Below are 25771 nucleotides of genomic sequence, written 5' to 3' on the forward strand. Positions count from 1 at the left end.
TGATGACAAGCGCACTATCCCCTAAATTTTTCCCATTATTTTTCGACCAACCAGACATTCATTTTTTCCAGCTCTTGCTCATTCAATTGACCCACCGCAGCTTTTAAACGCAACACATTCAAAATATAGTCATATTTGGCATTTACATAGTCTTGCTTGGTCGAAAATGCATTGCGCTGCGCCAGCAACACATCCACCATGGTTTTTAGACCTTCCTGATATTGCGCCTGTGAAGCGTCCGAAACCACTTGTGAAGACTGCATCGCCGCTTGACGTGCTTCAAGTTTGGCTTGGTCGGTTTCAACCTGATAATAGGCTTTTTTGACCTCCGTTTGGGTTTTACGAATCGCCGCCTCTAATTGTGCTTCGGTCTTGCGCACATTGACTGCTGCTTTTTGAATGGAACGCTGGGTGGTACCTCCAGTAAAGGCATTCCAGCTCATTTCAATCCCAATCTGGTCAAATTGTCCATCGCTAGAAAGCACGCTGGACGGTTGCTGCTGGGTATAACCATAAGTACCCACCGCTTCGAGTTGCGGATAGAGTGCAGCTTTTTCCACCCGCTTCTGATCTTCTGCATAACGCTGCTGTAAACGCGCTTGTTGTATTTCCAGATTATGGGTACGCGCCAAATCTTCCCATGCCGTCAGTTGCGCTGGATTGGGTTTTTGATAAACAAAATCTTCCCGTATCACTGCCAAATTTTCCCGATAAGGTCCAATCAGTTGTTGTAACTGCTCTTGTGCCAACAGCAATTGCACTTGGGTCGAGATTCGGTTTGCACGGGCATTCTGATACTGCGCCTGCGCTTCACTGACATCACTTTTCGCCACCAGTCCTTCACGTAACTTGGCATTCATCATATTCAATTGCTGTAACAAAGCCTGTTCTTCTTGTAGATAGGCTTGGGTCAGGCTTTGCTGCCGTAACACATCAAAATAACTTTCTGCTACCGTGAGAATATGCTGCTGTTGCTGTAGCTTTAAGGTTACTTCACTCAAATTGACCGAAGTTTCCACCTGCTTGTAGCCTTGCCACGCATCCCAACGAAACAAGGGCTGGCGTGCCGTCACGGCAATTTGATGCGTGGTCGTGGAAGATGGAATGGACAAACTCGCTTGCGCAGCATCTGAATTCTGCTGTGCTTTACGGATACTGCTGCCTGAAACGGTGATGGTTGGCAATAAATTGCCTTTGGCAATCCCCAGATTCAGCTGATCTGCTTCGTACTGTAATTTGTTCGCCTGCCAATTGGGATCAGTCTGCTGCGCTCTGGCATACGCCTGTACCAAGTCCAATGCATGTGCCTCAAACCCGAACCCGCATAAAGACAAACCCAGCAGCCAATGTTTTTTCATTCTTATCCCTGATGTAAAGCGTCACTCATGACAAGTTCTCTGCAAGAACCCACGCAAACGCTGATAAATTAACGTGATTAACCCGCTTTTGCACGAATTTTTCCACGCTTTTCTGCACTTCAAACCCATCTTTTGGTAACCAAACTCCCTCACAATAGTACAAACCCAACGCATTTTTTAGGCTTAAAATAATGTTTTCTCTCTACGCTTCTTCTAGGTCTACGTTCCAACGGTTGTGAAATTCAAGTTTATGCTTTCAATAAAACCCTGCTTTGCCTTGTTGTGCGGCATCTTGCTCTTTGGTTGCCAGCAACCTGAGTCTCCAGTGACTCAAGAACAACCGCCCAAACAGCAAAAACAAGAAGCAGTTGTTGATTTGACTCTAATGTGTAAAAACCTGAAAAAGAATATGTCTGAGATCAATAATCAGCGCACCACCTTTGCCCTTGAAGAAATTAATCAAGATTTAAAAGTCTGCCTCCCCCTTTTAAAATTAAATGAACAGAAACAGCTGTTAAAATTGTCGACAACGATGTACGACAATTTCCTAGAAGTCGAGCGCACACCACAACAGCAATTGGCTTTCGAGCAATATGCTTTTGATATGGCGCAACATCCAACCATTCAACAAAGCCACTTCGAGCAATTCTCTTTACGTGACCAATATCTGATTAAACATCAGGGGCAGGCCTATATTGAACTGATCGACCAAGGCGAAGGAATGCTAGCATATCGCCGCAGCCCACAATATCTTGCGATTGTCTTTGCACCCTACATGCCTGAAGCAGAAAAAGCCTTTATCACTGAGCTGGCTCAGCAAAATATGCAAGCCCCGTTTCTGGATGGTGCCTTGACCATTGACCCACAAGAAATTGTGGCACGAGCATTGTTCTGGGAAAATTATGTACAGCAATATCCGCAAAGCAGCTATAAACGTGATGCAGAATATTTACTGCAGATGTATACCCATTTCCTGTTTAAGGGCATGAATAATTCACCCGTATCCGAAAGCTATAGCGATCAAAGTGCGATTCGAAGTAGCAGCCTGTTTGAAATTGAAAAACTGGCGAAATTAAAGCAGTCGCATTTGGCATGGCAAGCCCAGCGCTTTCTGCAATTTCTGGATTTATCTGAGCAACAGCGCCAAGCACAAATTCCAGTAAAACTGACCCCGCAACAAAAGCAGTCTGGTCAAAACAACTTACTCACCTTAAAACAACTGGATCAATTTTTGGGTCTACCTGAACTGAATACGCGCTCACCTCGCGACTGTTTCCGTGATGCGATTTGCCTCGCTCCCGCCGCTTAAATCAAATTGTTTTTTTATTGTTAGCATCACAATCCTCATATTTTAATCCGCAATAAATGTCATCAAATATGCATGTGCATTTCCCAGATTGCATGCTAACATTTGCCCTAGCTTGACGGAGCGCGAGTAATGCCTCGCTGAGATTGTGTAGTTCTAAACATGAGCACAAGTACCGTTGAACCTGATCAGGTTAACACCTGCGTAGGAATCAAGCGCTCCCTAAAACTGCCGCCCTCCGTCTATCTGGTGAATTTACCACTCGCGTTTTAACCAGAAGACTTGCCAAGTTTTGGTCGTGCTTGATTCGTTGATGTCATTCATAAGGATCATGCTATGAACCAATTAACGAATCTTTCCCCTGCTGAAGTTTCAGCTCAACATGAGCAAGATGCAAAAGATTTAACTCGAATTTTACCTGCTTCAAGCAAAGTTTATATTGAAGGTTCTCGCCCAGATATTCGTGTACCCTTCCGTGAAATTAGCCTGACCGACACCCCGACAGGCTTGGGTGGTGAACAAAACCTGCCTTTACGCGTCTATGACACGTCTGGTGTTTATACGGACCCGAATGTTTCGATTGATTTAAATAAAGGTTTACCTTGGGTTCGTCAAACGTGGATTGAAGAACGTGAAGATACCGAAGTCTTAACAGGTCTAACCTCGAAATTCGGACAAGAACGTCTAAAAGACATTCGCACGGCTGAAATTCGTTTTGCGCATATTCAGAACCCACGTCGCGCCAAAACGGGTAAAAATGTCACGCAAATGCATTATGCCAAGCAAGGCATTATTACCCCTGAAATGGAATATATTGCGATTCGTGAAAACCAGCGCCAACGTGAAGGCGTCGACATGCGTCAGCATGCAGGGCAAAATTTTGGGGCACAAAACTTACGCGAAATTACCCCTGAATTTGTCCGTCAGGAAATTGCCGCGGGTCGTGCCATTATTCCTGCCAACATCAACCATCCTGAAATTGAACCCATGATTATTGGGCGTAATTTCTTGGTGAAAATCAATGCCAATATTGGTAACTCGGCACTGGGTTCTAGCATTGATGAAGAAGTGGCTAAAATGACCTGGGCAACCCGTTGGGGTGCAGATACCATCATGGATTTATCAACCGGTAAAAATATCCATGAAACCCGGGAATGGATTATCCGTAATTCCCCCGTTCCAATTGGTACTGTGCCCATTTATCAAGCGCTTGAAAAAGTTGATGGCGTGGCTGAAGACCTGACGTGGGAAATCTTTAAAGACACCTTGATTGAACAAGCCGAACAAGGCGTGGACTACTTCACTATTCATGCTGGGGTGTTATTACGTTACGTCCCAATGACCGCCAACCGTTTGACTGGTATTGTGTCTCGTGGTGGTTCCATCATGGCGCAGTGGTGCTTGGCGCATCATCAAGAAAACTTCTTATATACCCATTTCGATGAAATCTGCGAAATCATGAAAGCCTATGATGTGTCTTTCAGCTTAGGCGATGGTTTACGTCCAGGCTGTGTGCAAGATGCCAATGATGAAGCACAATTTAGCGAATTGAAAACGCTGGGCGAACTGACCCATCGTGCATGGGAACATGATGTACAGGTGATGATTGAAGGTCCGGGTCATGTACCCATGCACATGATTAAAGAAAACATGGATCTGCAATTGGAAGTGTGTAAAGAAGCACCTTTCTACACGCTTGGCCCACTCACCACCGACATTGCACCAGGTTATGACCACATTACCTCGGCCATTGGTGCCGCCATGATTGGCTGGTACGGTACGGCAATGCTGTGCTACGTCACCCCGAAAGAACACTTAGGCTTACCAAATAAGAAAGATGTGAAAGATGGCATTATCACCTACAAAATTGCCGCACATGCAGCAGACTTAGCGAAAGGACATCCTGGTGCGCAAGCCCGTGACAATGCCCTGTCTAAAGCCCGTTTTGAATTCCGTTGGGAAGATCAGTTTAACTTGGCCTTAGACCCAGACACAGCGCGTAGCATGCATGATGAAACCATGCCAAAAGAAGCACATAAATCTGCCCATTTCTGTTCGATGTGCGGACCAAAATTCTGCTCGATGAAAATCACGCAGAATGTGCGAGATTATGCGCAAAATCAAAAAAATGCGTCTGCTTCAGAAGCAATAGATTCAGAAGTAGAATCAGGTCTAGAAGCGATGAAAAATGCCTACCACGAACATGGTCAAAAATTATACCACAAGGTGTAATTGGCTAAAAAAAAGATTTGTGTTCAGAAAAAACTCCGTTAGGATGAAATAGTCATTTTCATCCTGACCGAGCTTTATGAATATTATTAAACGAGCCACGTATAACAGCGACGAAGTCGACATTCTTTCTCGAGAATATTTATTTCGCGGCTTTATTCAGGTTGAAAAAGTCAGCCTTCGGCATCGTTTATTTCAGCAAAGCGACTATACCTCTGTCATTCATCGGGAATTGATTCAACGTCCTGAAGCGGCAGGGGTTTTAATTTATAATGATCAACAACAAAAATTCGCTTTAATTGAGCAATTTCGTATTGGCGCTATGGATGATCCAGATTCACCTTGGCAACTGGAAGTGATTGCAGGTGTACTCGATGGTGATGAATCACCCGAAAGCTGTATTCGCCGTGAAAGCCTAGAAGAATCTGGATGTGAATTGCAAGCCTTGCAACATCTGTTTAGCTTTTACCCTTCTGCGGGTGCTTGTGCTGAACTATTTCATTTATATAGTGCAGAAGCGACATTACCAGAACAGGGTGGAGTTTTTGGTGTTGCGGATGAAGGTGAAAATATCCAACTGCATATTTTAGATTATGCAGACATTCGCAGCCTGTTGACCAATGGTCGGCTCAGAAATGCGCCTGTCATCATGGCATTGCAATGGTTAGAACAACATATTAATACAATAAGGAATGTCTAAGGGGAAGGACATGACTTTGAAACAATCACATGACCAGCCACAAGGCTGGACCATCATACAGATTTCAGATACACATTTAATGAATCAGGACGATTTAGAATTTGTGCATATGAATCCTGAACACAGTTTTCATCGTGTGATGGCACAAATTCAACACGAATATCCGCATGCGCATGCTTTGATTCATACGGGTGATTTGGCACAGGTGCCTGCACCAGAGACTTATCAGCGCTACCTGAGCTTTATGCAAGGCACGGGCTTTGCGCATTATCAGGTGCCTGGCAACCATGATAGTGAGGAATTCTTTCCATTTCATGACCAGCAAAACAAAGTCCATGCCATTTCCATGGGGAACTGGTGCTTAGTGCTGTTAAACAGTGCCGTCAAAGGAAAGATTGATGGCTGGATCGGAACCGAACAATTACAGCAATTGGATCTGATTCTGAATCAGCATGCCGAGCAACACATCTTGATTGCCTGTCATCATCATCCTTTTGAAATGCAGTCACGCTGGATTGATCAGCATATTCTGAAAAACACGGAACATCTGACCGATGTCTTGGCCAAGCACAGTAATGTGAAACTGGTGCTTTGCGGGCATGTGCATCAAGCTTCGGAAAATCAATGGCATGGCATTCATTTTCTGTCTACCCCATCGACCTGTGTACAATTTAAACCCCACAGTGATGACTTTGCGCTCGATGACGAAGCGCCAGGTTATCGTGTCGTACATTTAAAAGCCAATGGTGAGTTCAGCACTCAAGTTCATCGTACTCAGCCCATACAGAAAAAAATAAATATTGAAATTACAGGCTACTAACTTTTCATTTCATTTTATTTCCATTATGTTATGGCTGCTAAATAAAAGGTGATAGCTTAAATCGAAACATCAAAGACTATCCAGAACTGAAAAAAGTCTATATGATGACGACCCCTGTGGAACAATCTCCGCATGGGCGGTAGATAAAAACACTTGCATATCACCATATTTTTTGCGTATAGATGTACGTATATGATGAGGAATGCCCTATATGGCGAATGACAACCAAACCCAAGTCTTGGATGAAGATGTTGTAGATGACAAATCTACTAAGCGCGTACGTAAAGTGAAGCCGAAGGCAACAGAAGGTGGTTCTACTGCGAGCTTATTTGGTATTGAACCTTATCAGCCAAAAAAGAATGAAGAATACATGTCTGAAGGGCAGCTTGAGCATTTCCGTCAGATTTTATTGGCATGGAAAGCTGAGCTCATGTCTGAAGTGGATCGTACTCTCAACACCATGCAAGACGAAAATACTGCATTGCCTGACGTAAATGACCGTGCAACGCAAGAAGAAGAATTTGCAATTGAATTAAGAACACGTGACCGTGAACGTAAATTGATTCGTAAAATTGAACAATCAATTGAAGCCATCAAAAATGATGACTACGGTTTCTGTGAAACTTGTGGTATCGAGATTGGTTTACGCCGTTTAGAAGCACGCCCAACAGCGACTTTGTGTATTGATTGCAAAACTTTGGCTGAAATCAAAGAGAAGCAAAATAACGGTTAAGCATGTTATTCAATAATCCTCCCCTAACCCCTGCTTTCACCAAGGAGGGGGACAACAGGATGGCTTATGTGGGTCGGTTTGCGCCATCGCCAACCGGCCCTTTGCATTTTGGTTCCTTGCTTACCGCAGTGGCCAGTTATTGCGATGCCAAAGCACAACAAGGACAGTGGTTGGTTCGGGTCGAAGATACCGATATTCCGCGCATCTATCCAGGTAGTGAACAACATATTTTACAATGCTTAGACGCCTTTCAGCTTTATCCTGATGCCGAAATCATCTTTCAGAAAGATCGCTTGGCACTGTATGAAGCGGTACTTGAACAGTTAAAAGCAGCCCATCAAGTCTATGCCTGCGCCTGCACCCGTAAAATGCTGGGTTCCAATCATATCTATGCAGGAACTTGTCGTGATTTAGGCCTGGACTTTGAACATCAAGCCATTCGCGTCAAGATTGAAGACCAACTCATTTGCTTTCAAGACCGCCTGCAAGGTCAACATTGTTCCAATTTAAAACAGGATTTGGGCGACTTTGTCCTGAAACGTCGTGACGGCATTATCAATTACCAACTCGCCGTTGTGGTAGATGATTATTTGCAAGGTATTACCCACGTAGTACGCGGTGCAGACCTATTGGATAATACAGAACGTCAAATCTGGCTGGCGCAGCTTTTAGGCTACCCTCGCCTGAATTACATGCACTTGCCATTGGCCATGAATGATCAGGGACAAAAACTGTCGAAACAGAACCTCGCACAGGCCCTAGACCCAGCGCAAGCACCAGCATTATTACAACAAGCATTACAGGCTTTACATCAACCTGAAGTAGATATCGACCGACCTGAAGTAATGCTGCAACAAGCCGTGGCACAGTGGAATACTGAGCTGATTCCACATAGTATCGAATTAGAAGGACATTACCTCTAATCCAATTAAAAACTCCAGTCACTTTGGACTGGAGTTTTTAAATGAAGCATTGTTTGTAATCTGACACTTAACAATCCAACGTTATTAGAAGCTGGACTCTTCCTTACTCGGGTTGATGTCTTGTGTAGTGGCATCGATTTTCAGAATCAAACTGATCATCACTGCGCACATAATTAACGAAGAACCACCATAACTAATGAATGGCAAGGTCAGACCTTTGGTCGGCAACATGCCCATATTCATGCCTGCATTGACCAGAATTTGCAGCAAGAAAATGATACTGATGCCATACGCCAAATAGCCCGCACGCAAATACTGATTACGGAGTGCGCGATGACCAATCTTGATACAACACACCAGCATGCCAAAAGACAGCAGCAACACCACGGTAATCCCGAGAAAGCCAAATTCCTCCCCCAGTACCGCCAACATAAAGTCGGTATGTGCTTCAGGCAAATACGACATCTTCTGGATGCTGTGACCCAAACCGACCCCGACCCATTCACCACGACCAAACGCCATCAAAGCATTGGAAAGCTGATAACCTGCGCCCAATGGATCATTCCACGGATTGGAAAAAGACATCAAACGTTCAAAACGATAGGGTTCAAATACAATCAGGAAGAAGAAGGCAATCAGAATAGCTCCAAGTGCGATACCAAATTGAATCACGGGTGCGCCCGCCAAAAAGAACACACCTAGCATCATCAATACAATTACCACCGTTGCCCCCAAGTCAGGCTCAGCAATGATCAAGCCTACCGTAAGGATCATGATGGCAGCTAGACGCACCAGACCTTTGACGTTATTTCGTACTTCTGCGGCACGACGTACCACATAGTCCGCAGTAAAGATCGCCATCATCACCTTGGCAACCTCGGTGGCTTGCAAGGTAAAGCCTGCAATACGAATCCAACGGGTTGAACCGTTTACTTCTGTCCCGATCACCAACACCGCAGCAAGCAATGTAATGGTGATGAGCCACAGAGGAAAAGTATTATTGAACCATACGTTCAGTGAAACTCGGTATGCTAAAAAAGCCGCTACGGCAGCCACCACAATGGAAATGGCATGACGGACCACATAATGGAAAGGGTTCTCCATCATCCGATCGGCATACGGCATAGAGGCCGAAGCCACCATGATGGAACCTAAACATAGCAAGGCAATCACACAGAAAATCAGCACATTACGCGCGGTAAATTCCGCAGGAATTCTTGGGCTGACACGGTCATAGACTTGCTGAACTTTATTGATCGTTGTCTGAGCTAAACCCGCCATACAACTCTCTCCTTATCATTCTTTTAAGTTAGAGCATTCACACAATCGACAAACTGATGACCACGATCATCATAACTTTTAAACATATCAAAACTTGCACAGGCTGGAGACAATAACACCACATCATGCGCCTGTGTATGGGCTTGGCACAATGCGACCGCTTCTTTCAGCGTCGCAGCATGCAAGATGGTGGTGGTTCCTGCAATCGCCTGTTCAATCTGTTTGGCATCTTCACCAATCAATACCGCCAGCTTGCTGTATTTCGCCAGTGAGTCTTTCAGTGCAGTAAAATCCTGCCCCTTGCCTTGTCCACCCAAGATAATCGCCACTTTACCTTGTTGAGCTTCAATTGCTGCCCCCAAACCATCAATCGCCGCCAAAGTCGCGCCAATGTTGGTGCCTTTAGAATCATTATAATAACGAACTTGGTTCACTTCTTTGACAAATTCACAGCGATGTTCCAAGCCTTTAAAATGCTTCAAGGTATTTAGCATCGACTCTAGTGGTAAGCCAATCGCCTCGCCCAAAGCCAAACATGCCAAGGCATTCGCGACATTATGCGTGCCTTGGATATACATGTCCGAGCTTTTCAATAAACGCTCACGACCACGTGCCAACCAGATGGTGCCATCATCATCTTTAAGAATGCCATATTGGTTCAGGTCAGGTGCGTTCAGACCAAAGCTTTGTAATGGCGTAACATCGGGCACCAAAGGACGAGTTAAAGAATCATCACGGTTATACACTACTTTTTTCACGCCTTGGAAAATGCGGTGCTTGGCTTGATGATAGCCCCACATATCGCCATGACGGTCTAAATGGTCTTCGCTCATATTCAGCACCACTGCAACCGCTGCATTCAAGTTCGACGTGGTTTCTAACTGGAAGCTGGATAATTCTAGAATATACAGCTCTGGATCATCTTTGGTTAAATCCAGTGCTGGACGTCCCAAATTACCACCGACAGCCACTTTCTTACCTGCCTCTTGCGCCATTAGACCAAATAAAGTGGTCACTGTACTTTTCGCGTTAGAGCCCGTAATCGCGACGATTGGTTTATCCGTGGCACGACGTAAAATTTGAATTTCACTCACCACGGGAATTTGCTGTGCAACAGCCGTTTGAAGTTCAGGAAGTTTGAGATCCAAACCCGGGCTGACAATAATTTCTTCGGCTTGTAGTAACAATTCTTGATCCAATTGACCAAAACTGGTTTGTACTTCCGCGGGAATCTGATCATGCCCTGGAGGTGTCGCTCGTGAATCTGTTACTGCAACGCGGTAGCCATTTTCATGTAAGAAATTTACTGCTGCAACACCTGAAATTCCCAGCCCTGCAACGACTTTTAATCCACCACGCTGTATTAACATTTTTGCCCCATGTTTTGGTTGATTGGTAAAACTGACAAAATGTTAGCACTTTGCTGTTTTGAATGCTTTTTCTGTTTTGACTTTCTCTCTGTTTTTTTGTGTCAGCGCGTAAAAAAGCCGTCAAATTTGACGGCTTTTTTGTGATACGGGGGAAATTGCTTATTTCCACTTCACGGCTTGAATTTCAGTATTCTTATTGACACTAGGGGCATCGTCTTGGCTACAGCCACAACCACCACCACAGCCTGCGACAGGCGCAGGTTTAAGCCATTTCGAAACCGTATTCCAGCCCTGCTTTTGCGTCTGTTCTGCGAGCACTCCAAAGGTTTTATTGGCGGTTTTCGGAAATACCTTCTTAAACACCACCACTGTGCTCCACAGCACCAAGACTGCAACAATCAGAATTTCAACCATGTTCAGAGTCTCCTCTCAGATTAACCGAAATAGTGCGAGGCAATTTGATAGGTCAGGAATGACATCAAATACGCCAAGCCAAACAAGTACGCAGTCATAAAGCTCACAGTTTTCCATGAACCTGTTTCACGGCGCACGGTTGCCAACGTTGCTAAACAGTGCGGTGCATAAATAAACCAAACCAGTAACGACAAGCCTGTGGCCAATGACCAGCCCAAATCGCTATTCCCGCTGATCAGTGCGGCCAAACCTTGCGACATGGCATCATCATCTACCGCAGATAAGGCATACACAGTGCCTAACGCGGCTACCACCACTTCACGTGCCGCCATAGCAGGAATCAAGGCAATACAAATCTGCCAGTTAAAGCCAAGTGGTGCAAAGATCGGTTGCATCACATGCCCCAACATCCCCGCGAAGGAATAGTCGATTTCAGGCATGGTGGCGCCCACTGGCGGTTGCGGGAACGTACACAGGAACCAGAGCAAGACTGAAAGGGCAAAGATAATGCCACCGACACGCTTCATAAAGATTTTGGTACGGTCCAATAAACCAATCCACACGCTTTTTAAATCAGGGAAACGGTAGCTCGGTAACTCCATCAACAAGGCATGTTGCGACTTATCTTTCTGGAAAAATTTCAAGACGAACGAGACCGCCAAAGCACTGACTATGCCTGCCATATACAACGCGAACAGCACCAGACCTTGTAGATTGAAAATTCCCCATACGGTTTGCGCAGGGATAAAAGCGGCAATCAACAAAGCATAGACCGGCAGACGTGCCGAACAAGTCATGAGTGGCGCCACGAAAATCGTGGTTAAACGATCACGCGGGTCACTGATACTGCGGGTTGCCATAATCCCAGGGACTGCACAAGCAAAACTGGACAGTAAAGGAATAAAAGCACGACCACTCAAGCCTGCTTTAAACATCAGCTTATCCAGTAAAAACGCTGCACGTGGTAAGTAACCCGACTCTTCCAACACCAAAATAAAGAAAAACAGAATAATAATCTGCGGCAAGAACACCACGACACCACCCGCACCCGCGATAATGCCATCGACCACCAAGCTATTCAGCAGCGGATGGGCAATATTGGCACCCACCACCTCACCTAACCAGCCAAACAGACTTTCAATACCATCCATAAAAGGCGCGGCCCAAGCGAATACTGCTTGGAAAATCACGAACATCATGACCGCAAGGGTGACCAAGCCAAATACAGGGTGCAGGAAAATACGGTCTAGGAAATCTGAACGCTTATCTTCTTGATCGGCATATTGCACCACGTCATGCAAAATCGTAGCGATTTTCTGATGATGCGAACCTTTTAAACCACTGAGTTCAGTGTGCGGTACGGCATATTTCGCCTGATCCAAGGCATTTAACAAGTTTTCAATGCCTGCATTACGCACTGCAACTGTTTCTGCCACGGGAATACCCAAACGCTCAGACAATTTTTGGGTATTGATCTGCATGCCACGACGGCGTGCTTCATCCATCATGTTCAGTACCAACAGAATTGGACGTCCCAATTCGATCATTTCCAGTACCAAACCTAAATGCAGTTTCAAGTTAGTGGCATCCACCACACATAAAAATGCATCCTGATGACCTTCTTCGGCAATTTTGCCTTGTACCACATCACGGGTGATGGCTTCGTCAGGACTGGTCGCATCCAGACTATAAGTGCCTGGCAAGTCCAAAACACGGACAGGTTTGCCTGAAGGCAAAGAGAATTGCCCCATTTTACGTTCCACCGTGACCCCAGCATAGTTGGCCACTTTCTGGCGGGTTCCCGTTAAATGGTTAAATAAAGAGGTTTTACCGCAGTTAGGATTCCCGACAAGGGCAATACGCAACGCATCACTCATGCAGGTGCTCCTTCCATATCAACTTCAATTTTGGCTGCTTCAATTTTTCTTAGTGCGAAACGGGTAAATCCGACCTGAATTAAAATCGGATCGCCACCAAAAATACCTTTAGTCACCACCTGAACCGAAGTCCCAGGGACAAAACCCAAAGTCTCCAAACGGCTGGCCACAAGGTCGGTCTGAGCCGCATCACCATCCACCTGACGTTTGACGTTACGGATGATGGCTGTTTGCTTGACTTTCAAATCAGATAAAAGCACCGCACTAAACCCTATAATATTTTCTATAGTATACAAGCAAATGAGAATAATTACCAAATAAGGTTTGATTCCAATTCGCATTCACTTTATACCACAAGGTCAATCCAGAAAAATGTTGTAAAATTAGTTAAGATGGTCGTTCTAAATCGGTTTCCTGAATCTGAAGCGAAGATGTTAAATAAAAAACCTAGAATACCTACACCTGTGCAAATTCCAGAAAAACTCAGCTTTCTTCAGGGTTTCCGTGATTATTTAATTGCCCAGACCGTCAGTCCACACACCCGCAATGCCTATTTATCCGACCTGATTCAATGCAGCGAATTCCATTCAAAAGCCTTGATTGATTGGCAAAGTGAAGACATTGCCGATGTCTTACTGAGTCTGACCCAACAAGGCAAAAGCCCGCGCTCTATCGCGCGTAGCCTGTCTGCCCTGCGTTCATTCTTTAAATTTTTAAGAGAACAAAAACTGCGAAATGACAACCCTGTGGCCAGTCATCGTACCCCGAAAATTGGACGTGCCTTACCCAAAGATCTTTCAGAACAAGATGTTGAAGCACTCATTCTTGCACCAGACACCAATACCGCTTTGGGCTTACGTGATCGCGCCATGTTTGAAGTCCTCTATGCCTGCGGTTTACGTGTATCAGAATTGTTAAATTTGCGCTTAGAACTGATCAATTTAAAACAAGGCTATTTACGAATTGTCGGCAAAGGCAATAAAGAGCGTTTGGTTCCCTTGGGGCAAGTCGCTTGCCAGTGGATTGAAAGTTATTTGGCTCAAGCCCGACCAAGTCTGTATAAATCGGCAACCGACTACGTGTTTCTGACCCAGCAAGGCGGGATCATGAGTCGGCAAAACTTCTGGTATGCGATTAAACGTTATGCCCTACAAGCAGGCATTCAAGCCGAACTTTCCCCACATACCCTACGGCATGCTTTTGCCACGCATTTACTCAATCACGGTGCCGATTTACGCGTGGTGCAAGTGTTACTCGGACATAGCGATTTATCCACCACGCAAATTTATACCCATGTGGCACAAGTGCGTATGCAGCAGTTGCATGCCGAGTTTCATCCTCGTGCTTAAAGGCTAGATAGGCTTCACACAGTGCCCACCAAGAAATACAACGCGCTACATTTTTTTTTGCTATGCTAGCCTCCTGTTTTTATACCTAAAAGAAAGGGTTTTATATGTCATTTACCCGCACAAAATTATTGATTGCATGTACCTTGGCAGGGAGTTTCGCCCTCACGGCATGTTCCAATTCAAATAATGATGACAAAAAGCAAAACACCTTAACGGCAAGTGCCCCTGCAACAGGCGAAGCTTCTAACCTTTCAGAGCGCAATGCCCAACAACGTTTAATCAAAACGCTAGAACAACATTTTAAAACTGCGGGTATCAATGCCAAGATTGTGGATGTCAAAGCAACAGAAGTCCCAAATCTATATTGGATCAATCTAGAAGGCATGAGTTCGGTTTATGCCACCAGCGATGGTAAATTCCTGATTCAGGGTGATGTAATTCGTCTAGGTGACAAACAGCTACATAATGTCAGTGAAAATCTGCAAGCGGCTGCCAATAAGAAACATTTAGCCAGCTTAAAAACCGAAGACCTCTTGGTCTATCCAGCCCAAGGCAAAACCAAACATGTGATTTATGTGTTTACCGATGCCAGCTGTCCGTATTGCCACAAATTACATGAGCATATTCCTGAAATTACTGCCAAAGGTATTGAAGTCCGTTACATTGCATGGCCACGTGGTGAACAATTCATGCCTGCCATGGAAAGCGTCTGGTGTAGTACAGATCGTCGTGCGGCATTTGACCAAGCGATTGCGGGTGCACAATTACCACCAGCTACCTGCAAGAACCCTGTCCGTGAGCAGTATCAATTGGGTCTGAATATGGGCGTGAACGGCACACCAGCAATCTACAACACCGAAGGGGTTTATTTAGGTGGATACCTCAGCCCTGAAGAATTAGACAAGCGTTTAAATAACTAATTTTTATTTGTTATTTTACTATTAGTTATAGGTGGAGATTATCTTCTCTCCACCCTAGAGTCTGAGCGTTTTTTTAGCTATGATCTAGACTCGCGTAAAATTGAAGAAATAAATGGAGTGTGACGTGAAACCAGTTCGTCTGGCAATCCTCGGTCTTGGTACTGTGGGTGGTGGTGCCCTTAAACTACTAAAAGAAAACGCTGCTGAGATCAAACGTCGCACCGGTCGAGGAATTGAAATTACCCACGTGGGTACTCGTCGTCCGCGTCCAGACCTTGATCTTCCAGCATCAGTAAAACAAAGTGCAGACCTGATGGACATCGTCCGTCAACCCGACGTAGATGTTGTGGTCGAAGTCATGGGGGGTATTCACCCTGCTTATGAAGTCATCATGGAAGCCATCAAGCATGGCAAACAGGTGGTCACTGCCAACAAGGCATTACTGGCTGAACATGGCAATGAATTATTCAAAGCGGCAGAAGATAATGCCGTACAAATCGCCTATGAAGCTGCGGTTGCAGGCGGTATTCCAATTATTAAAGTGATCCGTGAAGGTCTGGCTGCCAACAAAATTGACTGGTTGGCGGGCATTATTAATGGTACAGGCAACTTCATCCTGACTGAAATGCGTGACAAAGGTCGTGCCTTTGAAGATGTTCTTCAAGAAGCACAAGAGTTGGGTTATGCCGAAGCTGATCCAACCTTTGACGTTGAAGGCATTGATGCTGCGCACAAACTCACGATTTTAGCCTCATGTGCTTTTGGTATTCCTTTACAGTTTGATAAGGTCTATACCGAAGGCATCAGTAAAGTGACTGCACAAGATGTGAAATATGCTGAAGAACTCGGTTTCCGCATCAAGCACTTGGGGATCGCTCGTCGTGCTGAAAAAGGGATTGAACTTCGCGTTCACCCAACCCTGATTCCAGCTGAAGAACTGATTGCCAATGTCAACGGTGTGAAAAATGCCGTATTGGTGCAAGCCAATGCCGTAGGACCAACGCTGTATTACGGCGCAGGTGCAGGTGCGGGCCCAACAGCGTCTGCGGTTGTTGCCGATGTCGTGGATATCGTGCGTGATATTTCTTACACCGAAGATGGTGCAGGGACTATTCCTCAATTGGCATTTGAAGCTTTAGCGGATTTACCAATTCTGCCACGCGAAGAAATGACCACGGGGTACTACATCCGTATTAATGCCGAAGATCAAACTGGTGTATTGGCGGATGTCACCACCATTCTAAGCCGCGCTGGGATCAGTATTGATGCCATTATGCAGCAATCACGCTTAAAAGACCTAATTCCAATCGTAATTTTGACTGATCCAGTCAAAGAATCGAAAATGGATGAAGCACTTGCTCAAATTCAAGCCTTACCCGTCATTCATGGCGAAATTGTGCGAATTCGTTTAGAATCGCTTGATAATTAATCGGGTCGAGGGGGCAATTCCCCCTTACCAAGCTCTACCCATAATTGGAACATCATCATGTCGAATGCCAATCGTTATACTGGTTTAGTTGACCGTTATCGTGACCGTTTACCAGTGTCTGCTACTACTCGTGGAATCTCTTTAGGCGAAGGGAATACCCCGCTGATTAAGTTGGAGAACATTCCACGTATTATTGGTAAAGATGTTGAAATTTATGTGAAGTACGAAGGCTTGAACCCGACTGGTTCATTCAAAGACCGCGGCATGACCATGGCTGTGACCAAAGCGGTTGAAGAGGGTTCAAAAGCAATTATCTGTGCATCTACAGGTAACACATCTGCCGCTGCAGCAGCCTATGCCGCACGTGCTGGCATCAAAGCATTTGTACTCATTCCTGAAGGCAAAATTGCCATGGGTAAAATGGCACAAGCGATGATGTACGGTGCGATCACCATGCAAATTCGCGGAAACTTTGACGATGGTATGCGCCTCGTGAAAGAAGTTGCCGACCAAGCGCCTGTAACGATCGTAAACTCAATCAACCCTTACCGTTTACAAGGTCAAAAAACCATTGCTTACGAAATCGTAGAAGCTTTAGGTCGTGCGCCAGATTATCACTGTTTACCTGTAGGTAACGCAGGCAATATCACGGCACACTGGATGGGTTATACCGAAGCGGTAGCAAACCAACCTGCTGATCAGTTTGAATACGTGACTTATGATGCTGCAACAGATCAATTCACGGGTCCTAAACCTGAAGGCTTACCTACTATGGTCGGTTATCAAGCTGCGGGTGCTGCGCCATTCTTACGTGGTGCACCAGTAGAACATCCTGAAACCGTTGCAACTGCAATTCGTATTGGCAACCCACAAAGCTGGAACCATGCCAAAGCAGTGGTACGTGACTCTCAAGGTTGGTTCGATGAACTACAAGATGCTGAAATCCTGGAAGCACAACGTTTGCTTTCTATGTATGAAGGTGTGTTTGTAGAACCAGCTTCTGCGGCTTCAATTGGCGGTGCAATCCGTGACATTAAAGCAGGTAAAATTGCTGAAGGTTCTGTGATTGTATGTACCGTGACTGGTAATGGTCTAAAAGATCCAGATACAGCCATCAAACAATGTGCTGATGCTGTGATGTTGTCTATTGATGCAACCATGACTCAAGTAAAAGACTCTATTCTTTCAAACATGTAAGTCATTAAAAGATTGATGGAAAGAAAAAGCCCTGTGATGACAGGGCTTTTTTTACGACTCAACTTTTGTGATTGGAGTGAATCGATGAAGAACGATGAATTAGATACGTTTAGGCAGTTGGCTTGCCCATGTCATCAAACGGGTCGCATCTTCAGTTCGACTTTGAGATGTACTTGCGCCTAAAATCACCACAACTGCTGGACGAGAATTCAAGGTGGTATGCATCACCACACAACGCCCTGCCTCATTGATATAACCTGTTTTGGACAGGTTGATATTCCAGCCACCGTTACGCACTAAAGCATTGGTATTGTTTGATTTTAAGACGCGATACCCCAAGTTAAAATCATAACTTGCCGTGGTTGAGAACTGACGAATTAAACCGTATTGCGATGCTGTACTCACCAAAATCCCCAAATCACGTGCCGAAGCAACATTGTGTGGATCAAGACCCGTAGACTCAACATAATGGGTAGAATTCATGCCCAATGCACGCGCTTTAGCATTCATTGCTGCAATGAAAGCACTACGTCCTCCTGGATACGTTCGCGCTAACGCTGCTGCCGCTGGATTTTCTGATTTCATTAAAGCAAAAAGTAACGCCTCGGCACGGTTCATGGTATCACCTGAACGTAAGGTCGAACTCGAGTTTTTGCCGCCCGCTCCCGCAAAATCAATCGACTGTAATGTAATTTCTTCTGACATGTCTAAACGTGCATCAGCAATCACAACCGCTGTCATTAATTTGGTAATCGAAGCAATGGGTAAAGCGGTATTGGTATTTTTACTATAAAGCACCTCACCTGTTTGTGCATCCATGACCAGCGCGGCACGAGCACTTACAGAAGGTTGGCTGCTATAGCCTGCAGAGGTATCAATAATGTGAACCGTTTTCGGTGCAGAATAGGTCGGTACCCCATTTGAACTGCGAACCGTGGTGGTCACTTTGGTTGAACCCTGCGGAGATATTTCCTCGCCGAGCGCAGAAACATCACTATTTAATAATTGACTTGCTTCCTCTGAAGACCAGCTCATTGAAGCCTGACCTGTACTCCCCGAGGAAGGATTAATGACGAGTTCAGCAAAACTTGTTGAACTCAGGCTGAGTAGAATAGACATACTCAACACATGCATGAATGACTTCTTAGAATTTTTCACAATCGTTTACTCAACTCAGGGAGGTAAGATACATTTGCGTATTACCTCAAATATGCCTTACATTTACACAGTAACGGGAATTTTTGATTCACGCTATTGTGCAAAACTTTTAATTTCGGAATAAGAATAGGATTGCTAATTTTGTCGTTTCATTGCAAGCTTATTTTGCTTTATGTAACAAAAATTATGTAATTTTTTAGCCAGAGGGAGAAATCGGTGATTACAGTTTTAGTGGTGGATGACCATGAATTAGTCCGTACTGGTATTTGTCGAATGCTAGAAGACCATGCTGATGTTCAGGTGATTGGTCAGGCGGAATCTGGTGAAGAAGCCATCAATCTGGTTCGCCAACATCACCCCAATGTTGTATTACTCGATGTGAATATGCCCGGCATTGGTGGCGTAGAAACTACACGCCGTTTATTACAAACTGCACCTGAGACCAAAGTTCTGGCGGTGAGCGGTTTAGCTGAAGAACCTTATCCTTCTTTACTCCTCAAAGCGGGTGCCAAAGGCTATATCACCAAAGGTGCACCAGTCAGTGAGATGGTACGTGCCATCAACAAAGTGATGCAAGGCGGTAAATACTTCAGTGCAGACATTGCTGAACAGCTTGCCAGCTCTTATTTATCCGATACGCAGCAGTCCCCTTTTGACTCGCTTTCAGAGCGTGAAATGCAAGTAGCAATGATGGTGGTGAACTGTATCAGCGCACAGGAAATTGCCGACAAGCTCTTTGTCAGCGTAAAAACAGTCAATACCTATCGTTACCGTATTTTTGAAAAACTGAATATCGATAGCGATGTCAAACTCACGCATTTAGCAATTCGTTACGGTCTCATCAAACCTTAATTACCATTATTTAAATCTCATCATCGGTTTGCAGCATGCAACATTCCCAATATTTCGAATTAAATCAATACTTTTTTGGGATCTGGTATGCCGCTTACCGATTACTGATTACCAGCTGCCTGGTCTTAATTTTTATTTTGACCCAAGATGAGCTGGCCAACAATTATGAATATCCCCAACTGTATTTCTATGGACTGTTGGGTTATTTTTTCATTAACTGTGTGCAGTTCTTTAATCTCAAACATTTTAAACAGCATATTCCACAGCAATTTGCTTTTATTTTCATTGTCGATGTCATCGCTTTAAGCTTACTGACCTTTGCCACCAATGGTCCAAGTTTAAGTATCAGCGTCTTATTTTTAACGACCATTTTTGCAGCTTCATTGCTTCTGAGTAAACAAAAAGCTTTAGCCATCACACTGATTGCAATCATTGCCGTCATTTATCAACAGTTTGTTATCAGCTTTCTGACCCTGCATTCTCTCCAAAATCTTAGCAATAGCGTCATTTTGGCGGTGCTGTTTATCGTATTTTATATTTGCGGGCAAATTGCAGTTCGGCGTTTTCAATTATTGGATCATGTCAATTTCTCACAATCGCAAGAACTAAAACGACTTCAAAACATTAACCGTTATATTCTGGAGCAAATTGAAACGGGCTATTTGGTGCTGGATGAAAATTGCCATATCGTATTAAGCAACCCCGCGGCCTGTGCACTATTAGGCATTTCCCCTTTCTATGCCTTTGATAAGTATCCACTGTATAAGCTCCAGCCCGATTTATTTGAATTACTCAATTTTGACCAAGTCCAAAATGGGGAAAAATTCCAATTTGAATCCCAGCTTAGTCACTATCATTTACATATTGAAGTACAAAAATTGATTGTCCCGCAGCAGATTCTTACGCTGCTGGTGATTCAAGATGGGCAAAAAATCAATCAACAGGTACAACAACTCAAACTGGCAGCATTGGGACAACTCTCTGCCAGTATTGCCCATGAAATCCGTAATCCTTTAGCTGCGATTGTACAAGCCAATGAATTACTGCCCAACAGCACCGCAGAACAACAACACACGCTGAGCCAAATGATTAACAAACAAACGCAGCGGATTGATAAAATTGTACAAGACACCTTAAGCATGGTGCGGAATAAGGGCACCCAACCGATTGATATTCAACTGGATCGCTTTATCCCGCTATTTATTCAAGAAGATTTACCAGATCTCAAAACTAAAATTGTCTGTCACATTGCACCAAAGCTAAGCTTGAGCTTCGATGAAGCACAATTTCGACAAGTCTTAATTAATTTAATTCGCAATGCGATCCGACATAATTCACCTGAACACAGTACAATAGAGCTGCACTGCTATGCGCAGGACAACAATATTCACATTGATGTGCGTGATTTTGGGGAAGGCGTGGCCATTCATGACCAAGCCCGCCTATTTCAACCGTTCTTTAGTACAGAAATTTCCGGAACTGGTTTAGGATTATATTTATCGCATAGCTTCTGTGAAGCCAATCAGGCACTTTTAAGCTATGTAGAACAACAACAGGGAGCATGCTTTCGGATTGAATGCCGACAGCTGACTTAATGATTTCAATTTTTACTGGGGTGATAAGGTGGCGCAACAACCACTCGTTTTATTTGTAGATGACGAAGAAGATTTATGTACGCTCATGCAAATGATGCTGAGTCGTATGGGGATTGAAACGCATGTGGCCTATCGTTTGTCACAAGCACGCAAAATGTTGTCGGAACATCAATATGATGTATGTTTCACCGATCTCAACTTGCCAGATGGCAATGGACTAGAACTGGTTGAAGAAATTTCACAACAATATCCTCAACTTCCTGTTGCTGTGCTGACTGCCTACGGCAATATGGATATTGCGATTGCTGCACTTAAAGCCGGTGCTTTTGACTTTGTCAGCAAACCCATCAAACAAACCCATCTGGAACAGCTGCTACAAAAAGCCCTAAACAAACCAATATCACAGCAAACCCTCAATGAAGATGCGTTGGAACAGCGCATGCTGATTGGGCAGTCCTTACCGATTCAGCAACTTCGCGTGACTTTAAAGAAAATCGCACGCTCGCAAGCACCTGTGTTTATTACTGGTGAGTCAGGTACAGGCAAAGAAGTGGTGGCCAATCTAGTACATCGCTTAAGCAATCGCAATGAAGGGCCTTTTATTGCCATCAACTGTGGTGCCATTCCTGCAGATTTACTCGAAAGTGAATTATTCGGGCACAAAAAAGGCAGCTTTACCGGTGCCACACAAGACAAACAAGGCCTGATTCAATCCGCCCACGGTGGCAGTTTATTTCTGGATGAAATTGCAGAACTTCCGCTGAATATGCAAGTCAAACTGTTGCGTGCGGTACAGGAAAAGGCCATTCGCCCGATTGGTTCTGAAACGGAAATTGATGTGGATTTCCGCGTGATCAGTGCCAGCCATCAAGACTTAGAAAGTCTGGTACAGCAGGGTAAATTCCGACAAGACCTGTTCTTCCGTATTCATGTCATGGACTTGGTCCTACCACCGTTACGAGAACGTGGTCAGGATATCTTGATTCTAGCACAGCATTTTATTCAAAAAGTCAGTCGTGAATGGGAAATTCCAGCCAAAGCCCTAACGCCACGTGCGAAAGAGTTTTTACTAGCGCAATATTATCCTGGCAATGTGCGTGAACTGCGCAACATCATTGAACGTGCCATCACCTTAAGTGATGAAGATTATATTGATGTGCAGCATTTACAAAGCGCACCGCTTCGCCGCAGCGTACAGATGCAATCCCCTTCTTCGGTCGATCAACTGTTAACCACTTCCTCTGAACTTACTTTAAGCTCGAAGAAATTACCGGAAGAAGGCCTGGAACTGTATTTAGAGAATATCGAGAAAGAGATTCTGTTGAATGCACTCAACATCACCCATTGGAATCGCACCTTGGCGGCGAAAAAACTGGGGATGTCTTTCCGCTCTTTACGTTATCGTCTGAAGAAATTTGGACTGGATACTGATGAATAATTAACGGCGATTGGCAATCATCTCTGCAACATGCTCCAGATAAGTTTCTTCTTTCATGTCATGTTGCAAGGGATATTGCTGATCGGGTTGAATGCCAATCCCTTCAATCATCTTGCCTGTCGGGGTGTAATAATGCGACACCGTCATTTGCAAGGCTGCACCATTGGATAAAGGGAACAGTTTCTGCACCACCCCTTTGCCATAACTTTTTTCGCCAATCACCCAAGCACGACGGTGTTCTTTCATTGCAGCGGTGAATACTTCCGCAGCAGAGGCTGAACGACCATTGATCAACACCCCCACTTTAAGATTCTGAAATTCGGAGCTGGGTAAAGCCTGAAATTGCTGATTGCCTTCCGAACGACTTTTGGTGGTGACAATAATACCCTGATTTAAAAACAGGTCGGCCGTTTCAACCGCAGCCGAAAGCAATCCTCCCGGATTGTTACGTAAATCAATCAGCACCGCCTTGAGGCGCGGTGAACTATTTTCTTCGATTAAACGCTTGATTTCATTCGCTGTGTCCTGCTGGAAGACACGAACTTTCAGGACCAGCACCTGATTGTGCAACAATTGCGACTCGATATCGGTTTCAATCTTCTTGGTACGAACCAAACTGAGCGGTTTGCTGGTTTGCCCCAGTTGTACACTCAGTGTCGAGCCTATCGCCCCATACAATAAGGCATTGACCTGCTCTCGATTGAGTTTTCGTAATTCTTGGTCATCAATTTTAAAAACGGAAGCCCCATTCCGTAAGCCTTGTTTATAGGCATCTGCTTCGGGCTTTAAACCCTGAATGGTCCACTGGCGTTGGTTGTCATAATTTAAATTAAAATCTACCGAAGCCAGATCACCATCAGTATATTGCACCAGTTGTTTATAATCTTCAGGAGATAAATAACGTGAATAACGGTCTAGTCCACTGACCAAACCTTGAATGGCTTGTTGGAAGAGTTGTTCATCATTTTTATTATCGACATAGTTGTCTTTGACAATGCCATAAATCTGCACAAACTGCTGAATCGATTCCACGGGAACTTCAGGATAGCTTTGCTCGACTTCATCAAAATCTGGAGCAGTATCAATTTCATTGACTGCCCCAGTGGCATGAGCACAACACATGAATAACGCTGTTAAGGGAATAACAAATTTCAAGTGTTGCGTCATTGATTCACCTGTAATCAGCCTGCTTAGGCTTGTAGGGTAATTAGGTTACGACCTTGCATTTCTGCTGGAATCGGTAAGTGCATCAGGCTTAATAGCGTTGGGGCTACGTCAGCCAAAACACCACCTTCCGCAATCGTTGCTTGTGTTGGACCGACATAAATAAATGGCACCAATTCAGTGGTATGCTGAGTATGCACCTGACCACTATGATAATCCTGCATTTGTTCCACATTACCATGATCGGCTGTAATCAGCATATGACCTTTTTTCGCCATCACAGCGTCATACACTCGACCTAAACAAGTATCCACCGCTTCTACTGCTTTGACTGCGGCTTGGAAGACCCCTGTATGTCCAACCATATCCCCATTGGCATAGTTCACCACCAATAGGTCATATTCACCCGAATTGATCGCGGCAACCAATTCATCGGTCACTTCATATGCGCTCATTTCTGGTTTTAAATCATAAGTCGCCACATTTGGAGATGGAATCAGAATCCGTTTTTCACCAGGATATTCATCTTCACGACCACCACTAAAGAAGAAGGTCACATGCGCATATTTCTCAGTTTCTGCAATACGCAACTGAGTTTTACCCAAGTTCGAAAGGTATTCACCCAATGAGTTATGTAACGCTTCAGGCATATACGCCACAGGTGCATCAATGGTTGCTTGATAACGCGTGAGCATCACAAACATAGACAGGTTTGGCACGACTTTACGTTCAAAGCCTGCAAAGTCTTGTTCAACAAATGCTTTGGTAATTTCACGCGCACGATCGGCACGGAAATTCATGAAGACAATGCTGTCACCGTCTTCAACTTTTGCCAGCTCACCAATACGGGTCGCTTTCACAAACTCATCAGATTCATCTGCTGCATAAGCCATTTCCAAGCCTTCAACAGCGGTTGCTGCGGTGCGAACTGCTTCACCTTCAGTCAAAAGACGATAGGCTTGTTCTACACGGTCCCAACGATTGTCACGATCCATTGCGAAATAACGACCAATCATCGTGGCAATACGACCCTGATTTGGATATTGCGCAAATAAGGCATCCAACTTTTCTAAAGAAGGCTGTGCACTTTTTGGCGGAGTATCACGACCATCCAAGAAGGCATGTAAATACACTTTTGCACCGCGCTTCAATGCCAATTCAGCCATGGCTACAATATGATCTTCGTGCGAATGTACACCGCCTTCAGACAATAAGCCCATAATATGCACCGCACCTTGCGCAGCTTTGGCTTTTTCAACCGCATCAATCAGGACTTGATGTTCAAAAAAAGCACCTGTACGGATATCTTTGGTAATCCGGGTAAAGTCTTGATAGAGCACACGACCTGCACCCAAGTTCATATGCCCCACTTCGGAGTTGCCCATTTGACCATCAGGCAAACCCACATCTTCGCCAGAACCAGAAATCAATCCATGCGGATGCTTTTGTTGCATAGCCGTCAAGTTTGGTCGTTGTGCAGCAAGGAAAGCATTATCTTCGACCGCCTCACGGTGTCCAATACCATCCATAATTACCAATACGTGCGGAACTTTGCCAGCAGTTGCATCCGTCATGATTTACACTCTTTGTCTATAAATTGGTCGCACTATCTTACCGAATTTTCGCTCAAGACTCCATGTATCCGACATGGTTAAACT

At 44.7% G+C, this 25771-nt stretch carries 21 protein-coding genes, 2 pseudogenes and 1 riboswitch; of the genes and pseudogenes, 14 read left to right on the forward strand and 9 right to left on the reverse strand.

From position 1 onward, the window contains the following. Positions 1–35: 35 nt before the first annotated feature. Positions 36–1358: a multidrug efflux outer membrane protein AbuO gene (gene abuO / locus ACWQ4X_RS01270; protein WP_457902428.1), complete on the reverse strand. Its 1323-nt coding sequence runs from the start codon at positions 1356–1358 to the stop codon at positions 36–38. A gap of 250 nt (positions 1359–1608) precedes the next feature. Here abuO and ACWQ4X_RS01275 point away from each other — a divergent pair, with 250 nt between their 5' ends. The 6 genes from ACWQ4X_RS01275 to gluQRS all read left to right on the forward strand — a co-directional run bounded on the left by ACWQ4X_RS01275 (position 1609) and on the right by gluQRS (position 8069). Next, positions 1609–2667, forward strand: coding sequence for a hypothetical protein (locus ACWQ4X_RS01275; protein ID WP_457902429.1), 1059 nt, complete (start codon positions 1609–1611; stop codon positions 2665–2667). A gap of 106 nt (positions 2668–2773) precedes the next feature. Continuing rightward, positions 2774–2892: riboswitch (TPP riboswitch) on the forward strand. Positions 2893–3000: 108 nt separating this feature from the next. Beyond that, entirely contained in the window at positions 3001–4896 is a 1896-nt protein-coding gene (gene thiC, locus ACWQ4X_RS01280) for a phosphomethylpyrimidine synthase ThiC (RefSeq protein ID WP_457902430.1), read from the forward strand. 76 nt (positions 4897–4972) lie between these two features. Beyond that, positions 4973–5593, forward strand: a complete 621-nt coding sequence (locus ACWQ4X_RS01285; protein ID WP_457902431.1) for an NUDIX domain-containing protein — start codon at positions 4973–4975, stop codon at positions 5591–5593. 10 nt (positions 5594–5603) lie between these two features. Further along, entirely contained in the window at positions 5604–6413 is an 810-nt protein-coding gene (gene cpdA, locus ACWQ4X_RS01290) for a 3',5'-cyclic-AMP phosphodiesterase (RefSeq protein ID WP_457902432.1), read from the forward strand. Between the two features lie 211 nt (positions 6414–6624). Beyond that, positions 6625–7146: an RNA polymerase-binding protein DksA gene (gene dksA, locus ACWQ4X_RS01295; protein ID WP_100242568.1), complete on the forward strand. Its 522-nt coding sequence runs from the start codon at positions 6625–6627 to the stop codon at positions 7144–7146. Positions 7147–7148: 2 nt separating this feature from the next. Then, positions 7149–8069, forward strand: coding sequence for a tRNA glutamyl-Q(34) synthetase GluQRS (gene gluQRS / locus ACWQ4X_RS01300; protein ID WP_457902433.1), 921 nt, complete (start codon positions 7149–7151; stop codon positions 8067–8069). An 84-nt stretch (positions 8070–8153) separates the two neighbouring features. On the opposite strand, the gene ftsW is transcribed toward gluQRS, so the two are convergent. The 5 genes from ftsW to ACWQ4X_RS01325 form a co-directional block, all read right to left on the reverse strand. Next, positions 8154–9350 carry a putative lipid II flippase FtsW gene (ftsW, locus tag ACWQ4X_RS01305; protein ID WP_100242570.1) on the reverse strand — a complete coding sequence of 399 codons (1197 nt, stop codon included), beginning with the start codon at positions 9348–9350 and terminating at the stop codon, positions 8154–8156. Between the two features lie 23 nt (positions 9351–9373). Continuing rightward, entirely contained in the window at positions 9374–10720 is a 1347-nt protein-coding gene (murD, locus tag ACWQ4X_RS01310; RefSeq protein WP_457902434.1) for a UDP-N-acetylmuramoyl-L-alanine--D-glutamate ligase, read from the reverse strand. A gap of 159 nt (positions 10721–10879) precedes the next feature. Continuing rightward, the gene (locus ACWQ4X_RS01315; RefSeq protein WP_457902435.1) at positions 10880–11134 is read right to left on the reverse strand and encodes a DUF6587 family protein; all 255 of its coding nucleotides are present in this window, start codon (positions 11132–11134) and stop codon (positions 10880–10882) included. A 20-nt stretch (positions 11135–11154) separates the two neighbouring features. After that, the gene (gene feoB, locus ACWQ4X_RS01320) at positions 11155–13011 is read right to left on the reverse strand and encodes a ferrous iron transporter B (protein WP_100242573.1); all 1857 of its coding nucleotides are present in this window, start codon (positions 13009–13011) and stop codon (positions 11155–11157) included. Beyond that, complete coding sequence (locus tag ACWQ4X_RS01325; protein ID WP_100242619.1) at positions 13008–13271, reverse strand: FeoA family protein; 264 nt, start codon at positions 13269–13271, stop codon at positions 13008–13010. Before ACWQ4X_RS01325 ends, feoB begins: the two co-directional genes overlap by 4 nt. Positions 13272–13442: 171 nt before the next feature. Between ACWQ4X_RS01325 and xerD the strand changes: the two genes are divergently transcribed. The 4 genes from xerD (at position 13443) to thrC (ending at position 17906) form a co-directional block, all read left to right on the forward strand. Further along, positions 13443–14360, forward strand: a complete 918-nt coding sequence (xerD, locus tag ACWQ4X_RS01330; protein WP_457902436.1) for a site-specific tyrosine recombinase XerD — start codon at positions 13443–13445, stop codon at positions 14358–14360. 104 nt (positions 14361–14464) lie between these two features. Next, the gene (locus tag ACWQ4X_RS01335) at positions 14465–15280 is read left to right on the forward strand and encodes a DsbC family protein (protein ID WP_457902437.1); all 816 of its coding nucleotides are present in this window, start codon (positions 14465–14467) and stop codon (positions 15278–15280) included. 124 nt (positions 15281–15404) lie between these two features. Next, positions 15405–16709 (forward strand): homoserine dehydrogenase, encoded by a 1305-nt coding sequence (locus ACWQ4X_RS01340; RefSeq protein WP_142769712.1) that lies wholly within the window; start codon positions 15405–15407, stop codon positions 16707–16709. A gap of 57 nt (positions 16710–16766) precedes the next feature. Continuing rightward, on the forward strand, positions 16767–17906 hold the full coding sequence (gene thrC / locus ACWQ4X_RS01345) for a threonine synthase (RefSeq protein ID WP_100242576.1): 1140 nt from the start codon (positions 16767–16769) through the stop codon (positions 17904–17906). Positions 17907–18005: 99 nt separating this feature from the next. On the opposite strand, the gene pbpG is transcribed toward thrC, so the two are convergent. Further along, entirely contained in the window at positions 18006–19064 is a 1059-nt protein-coding gene (gene pbpG, locus ACWQ4X_RS01350; RefSeq protein WP_100242577.1) for a D-alanyl-D-alanine endopeptidase PBP7/8, read from the reverse strand. A gap of 216 nt (positions 19065–19280) precedes the next feature. Here pbpG and gacA point away from each other — a divergent pair, with 216 nt between their 5' ends. The 4 genes and pseudogenes from gacA to ACWQ4X_RS01370 all read left to right on the forward strand — a co-directional run. Further along, positions 19281–19916, forward strand: coding sequence for a response regulator transcription factor GacA (gene gacA, locus ACWQ4X_RS01355; RefSeq protein WP_100242578.1), 636 nt, complete (start codon positions 19281–19283; stop codon positions 19914–19916). A 35-nt stretch (positions 19917–19951) separates the two neighbouring features. Beyond that, positions 19952–21511 (forward strand): sensor histidine kinase, encoded by a 1560-nt coding sequence (locus tag ACWQ4X_RS01360; protein WP_457902438.1) that lies wholly within the window; start codon positions 19952–19954, stop codon positions 21509–21511. A 28-nt stretch (positions 21512–21539) separates the two neighbouring features. Further along, positions 21540–22701 (forward strand): annotated as a pseudogene (locus ACWQ4X_RS01365) (sigma-54-dependent transcriptional regulator); the annotation flags it as partial. 68 nt (positions 22702–22769) lie between these two features. After that, a pseudogene (locus ACWQ4X_RS01370) lies at positions 22770–22949 on the forward strand (helix-turn-helix domain-containing protein); the annotation flags it as partial. On the opposite strand, the gene ACWQ4X_RS01375 reads toward ACWQ4X_RS01370, so the two are convergent. Both ACWQ4X_RS01375 and gpmI read right to left on the reverse strand, forming a co-directional pair. After that, on the reverse strand, positions 22950–24116 hold the full coding sequence (locus ACWQ4X_RS01375; protein ID WP_457902439.1) for a S41 family peptidase: 1167 nt from the start codon (positions 24114–24116) through the stop codon (positions 22950–22952). Positions 24117–24139: 23 nt separating this feature from the next. Next, entirely contained in the window at positions 24140–25687 is a 1548-nt protein-coding gene (gpmI, locus tag ACWQ4X_RS01380; protein ID WP_457902440.1) for a 2,3-bisphosphoglycerate-independent phosphoglycerate mutase, read from the reverse strand. Positions 25688–25771: the final 84 nt, after the last annotated feature.

It is taken from the genome of Acinetobacter sp. NigerLNRRAM0016, assembly GCF_054112845.1.

Bases quoted from the DNA above. Each gene is read 5' to 3' on its own strand.
- feoB (WP_100242573.1), bottom strand. From the start codon at position 13,011: ATGAGTGATGCGTTGCGTATTGCCCTTGTCGGGAATCCTAACTGCGGT.
- dksA (WP_100242568.1), top strand. From the start codon at position 6,625: ATGGCGAATGACAACCAAACCCAAGTCTTGGATGAAGATGTTGTAGAT.
- ACWQ4X_RS01315 (WP_457902435.1), bottom strand. From the start codon at position 11,134: ATGGTTGAAATTCTGATTGTTGCAGTCTTGGTGCTGTGGAGCACAGTG.
- ACWQ4X_RS01360 (WP_457902438.1), top strand. From the start codon at position 19,952: ATGCAACATTCCCAATATTTCGAATTAAATCAATACTTTTTTGGGATC.
- thrC (WP_100242576.1), top strand. From the start codon at position 16,767: ATGTCGAATGCCAATCGTTATACTGGTTTAGTTGACCGTTATCGTGAC.
- ftsW (WP_100242570.1), bottom strand. From the start codon at position 9,350: ATGGCGGGTTTAGCTCAGACAACGATCAATAAAGTTCAGCAAGTCTAT.
- cpdA (WP_457902432.1), top strand. From the start codon at position 5,604: ATGACTTTGAAACAATCACATGACCAGCCACAAGGCTGGACCATCATA.
- gluQRS (WP_457902433.1), top strand. From the start codon at position 7,149: ATGTTATTCAATAATCCTCCCCTAACCCCTGCTTTCACCAAGGAGGGG.
- xerD (WP_457902436.1), top strand. From the start codon at position 13,443: ATGTTAAATAAAAAACCTAGAATACCTACACCTGTGCAAATTCCAGAA.
- abuO (WP_457902428.1), bottom strand. From the start codon at position 1,358: ATGAAAAAACATTGGCTGCTGGGTTTGTCTTTATGCGGGTTCGGGTTT.
- murD (WP_457902434.1), bottom strand. From the start codon at position 10,720: ATGTTAATACAGCGTGGTGGATTAAAAGTCGTTGCAGGGCTGGGAATT.
- ACWQ4X_RS01375 (WP_457902439.1), bottom strand. From the start codon at position 24,116: ATGACGCAACACTTGAAATTTGTTATTCCCTTAACAGCGTTATTCATG.
- ACWQ4X_RS01335 (WP_457902437.1), top strand. From the start codon at position 14,465: ATGTCATTTACCCGCACAAAATTATTGATTGCATGTACCTTGGCAGGG.
- thiC (WP_457902430.1), top strand. From the start codon at position 3,001: ATGAACCAATTAACGAATCTTTCCCCTGCTGAAGTTTCAGCTCAACAT.
- ACWQ4X_RS01275 (WP_457902429.1), top strand. From the start codon at position 1,609: ATGCTTTCAATAAAACCCTGCTTTGCCTTGTTGTGCGGCATCTTGCTC.
- gpmI (WP_457902440.1), bottom strand. From the start codon at position 25,687: ATGACGGATGCAACTGCTGGCAAAGTTCCGCACGTATTGGTAATTATG.
- ACWQ4X_RS01285 (WP_457902431.1), top strand. From the start codon at position 4,973: ATGAATATTATTAAACGAGCCACGTATAACAGCGACGAAGTCGACATT.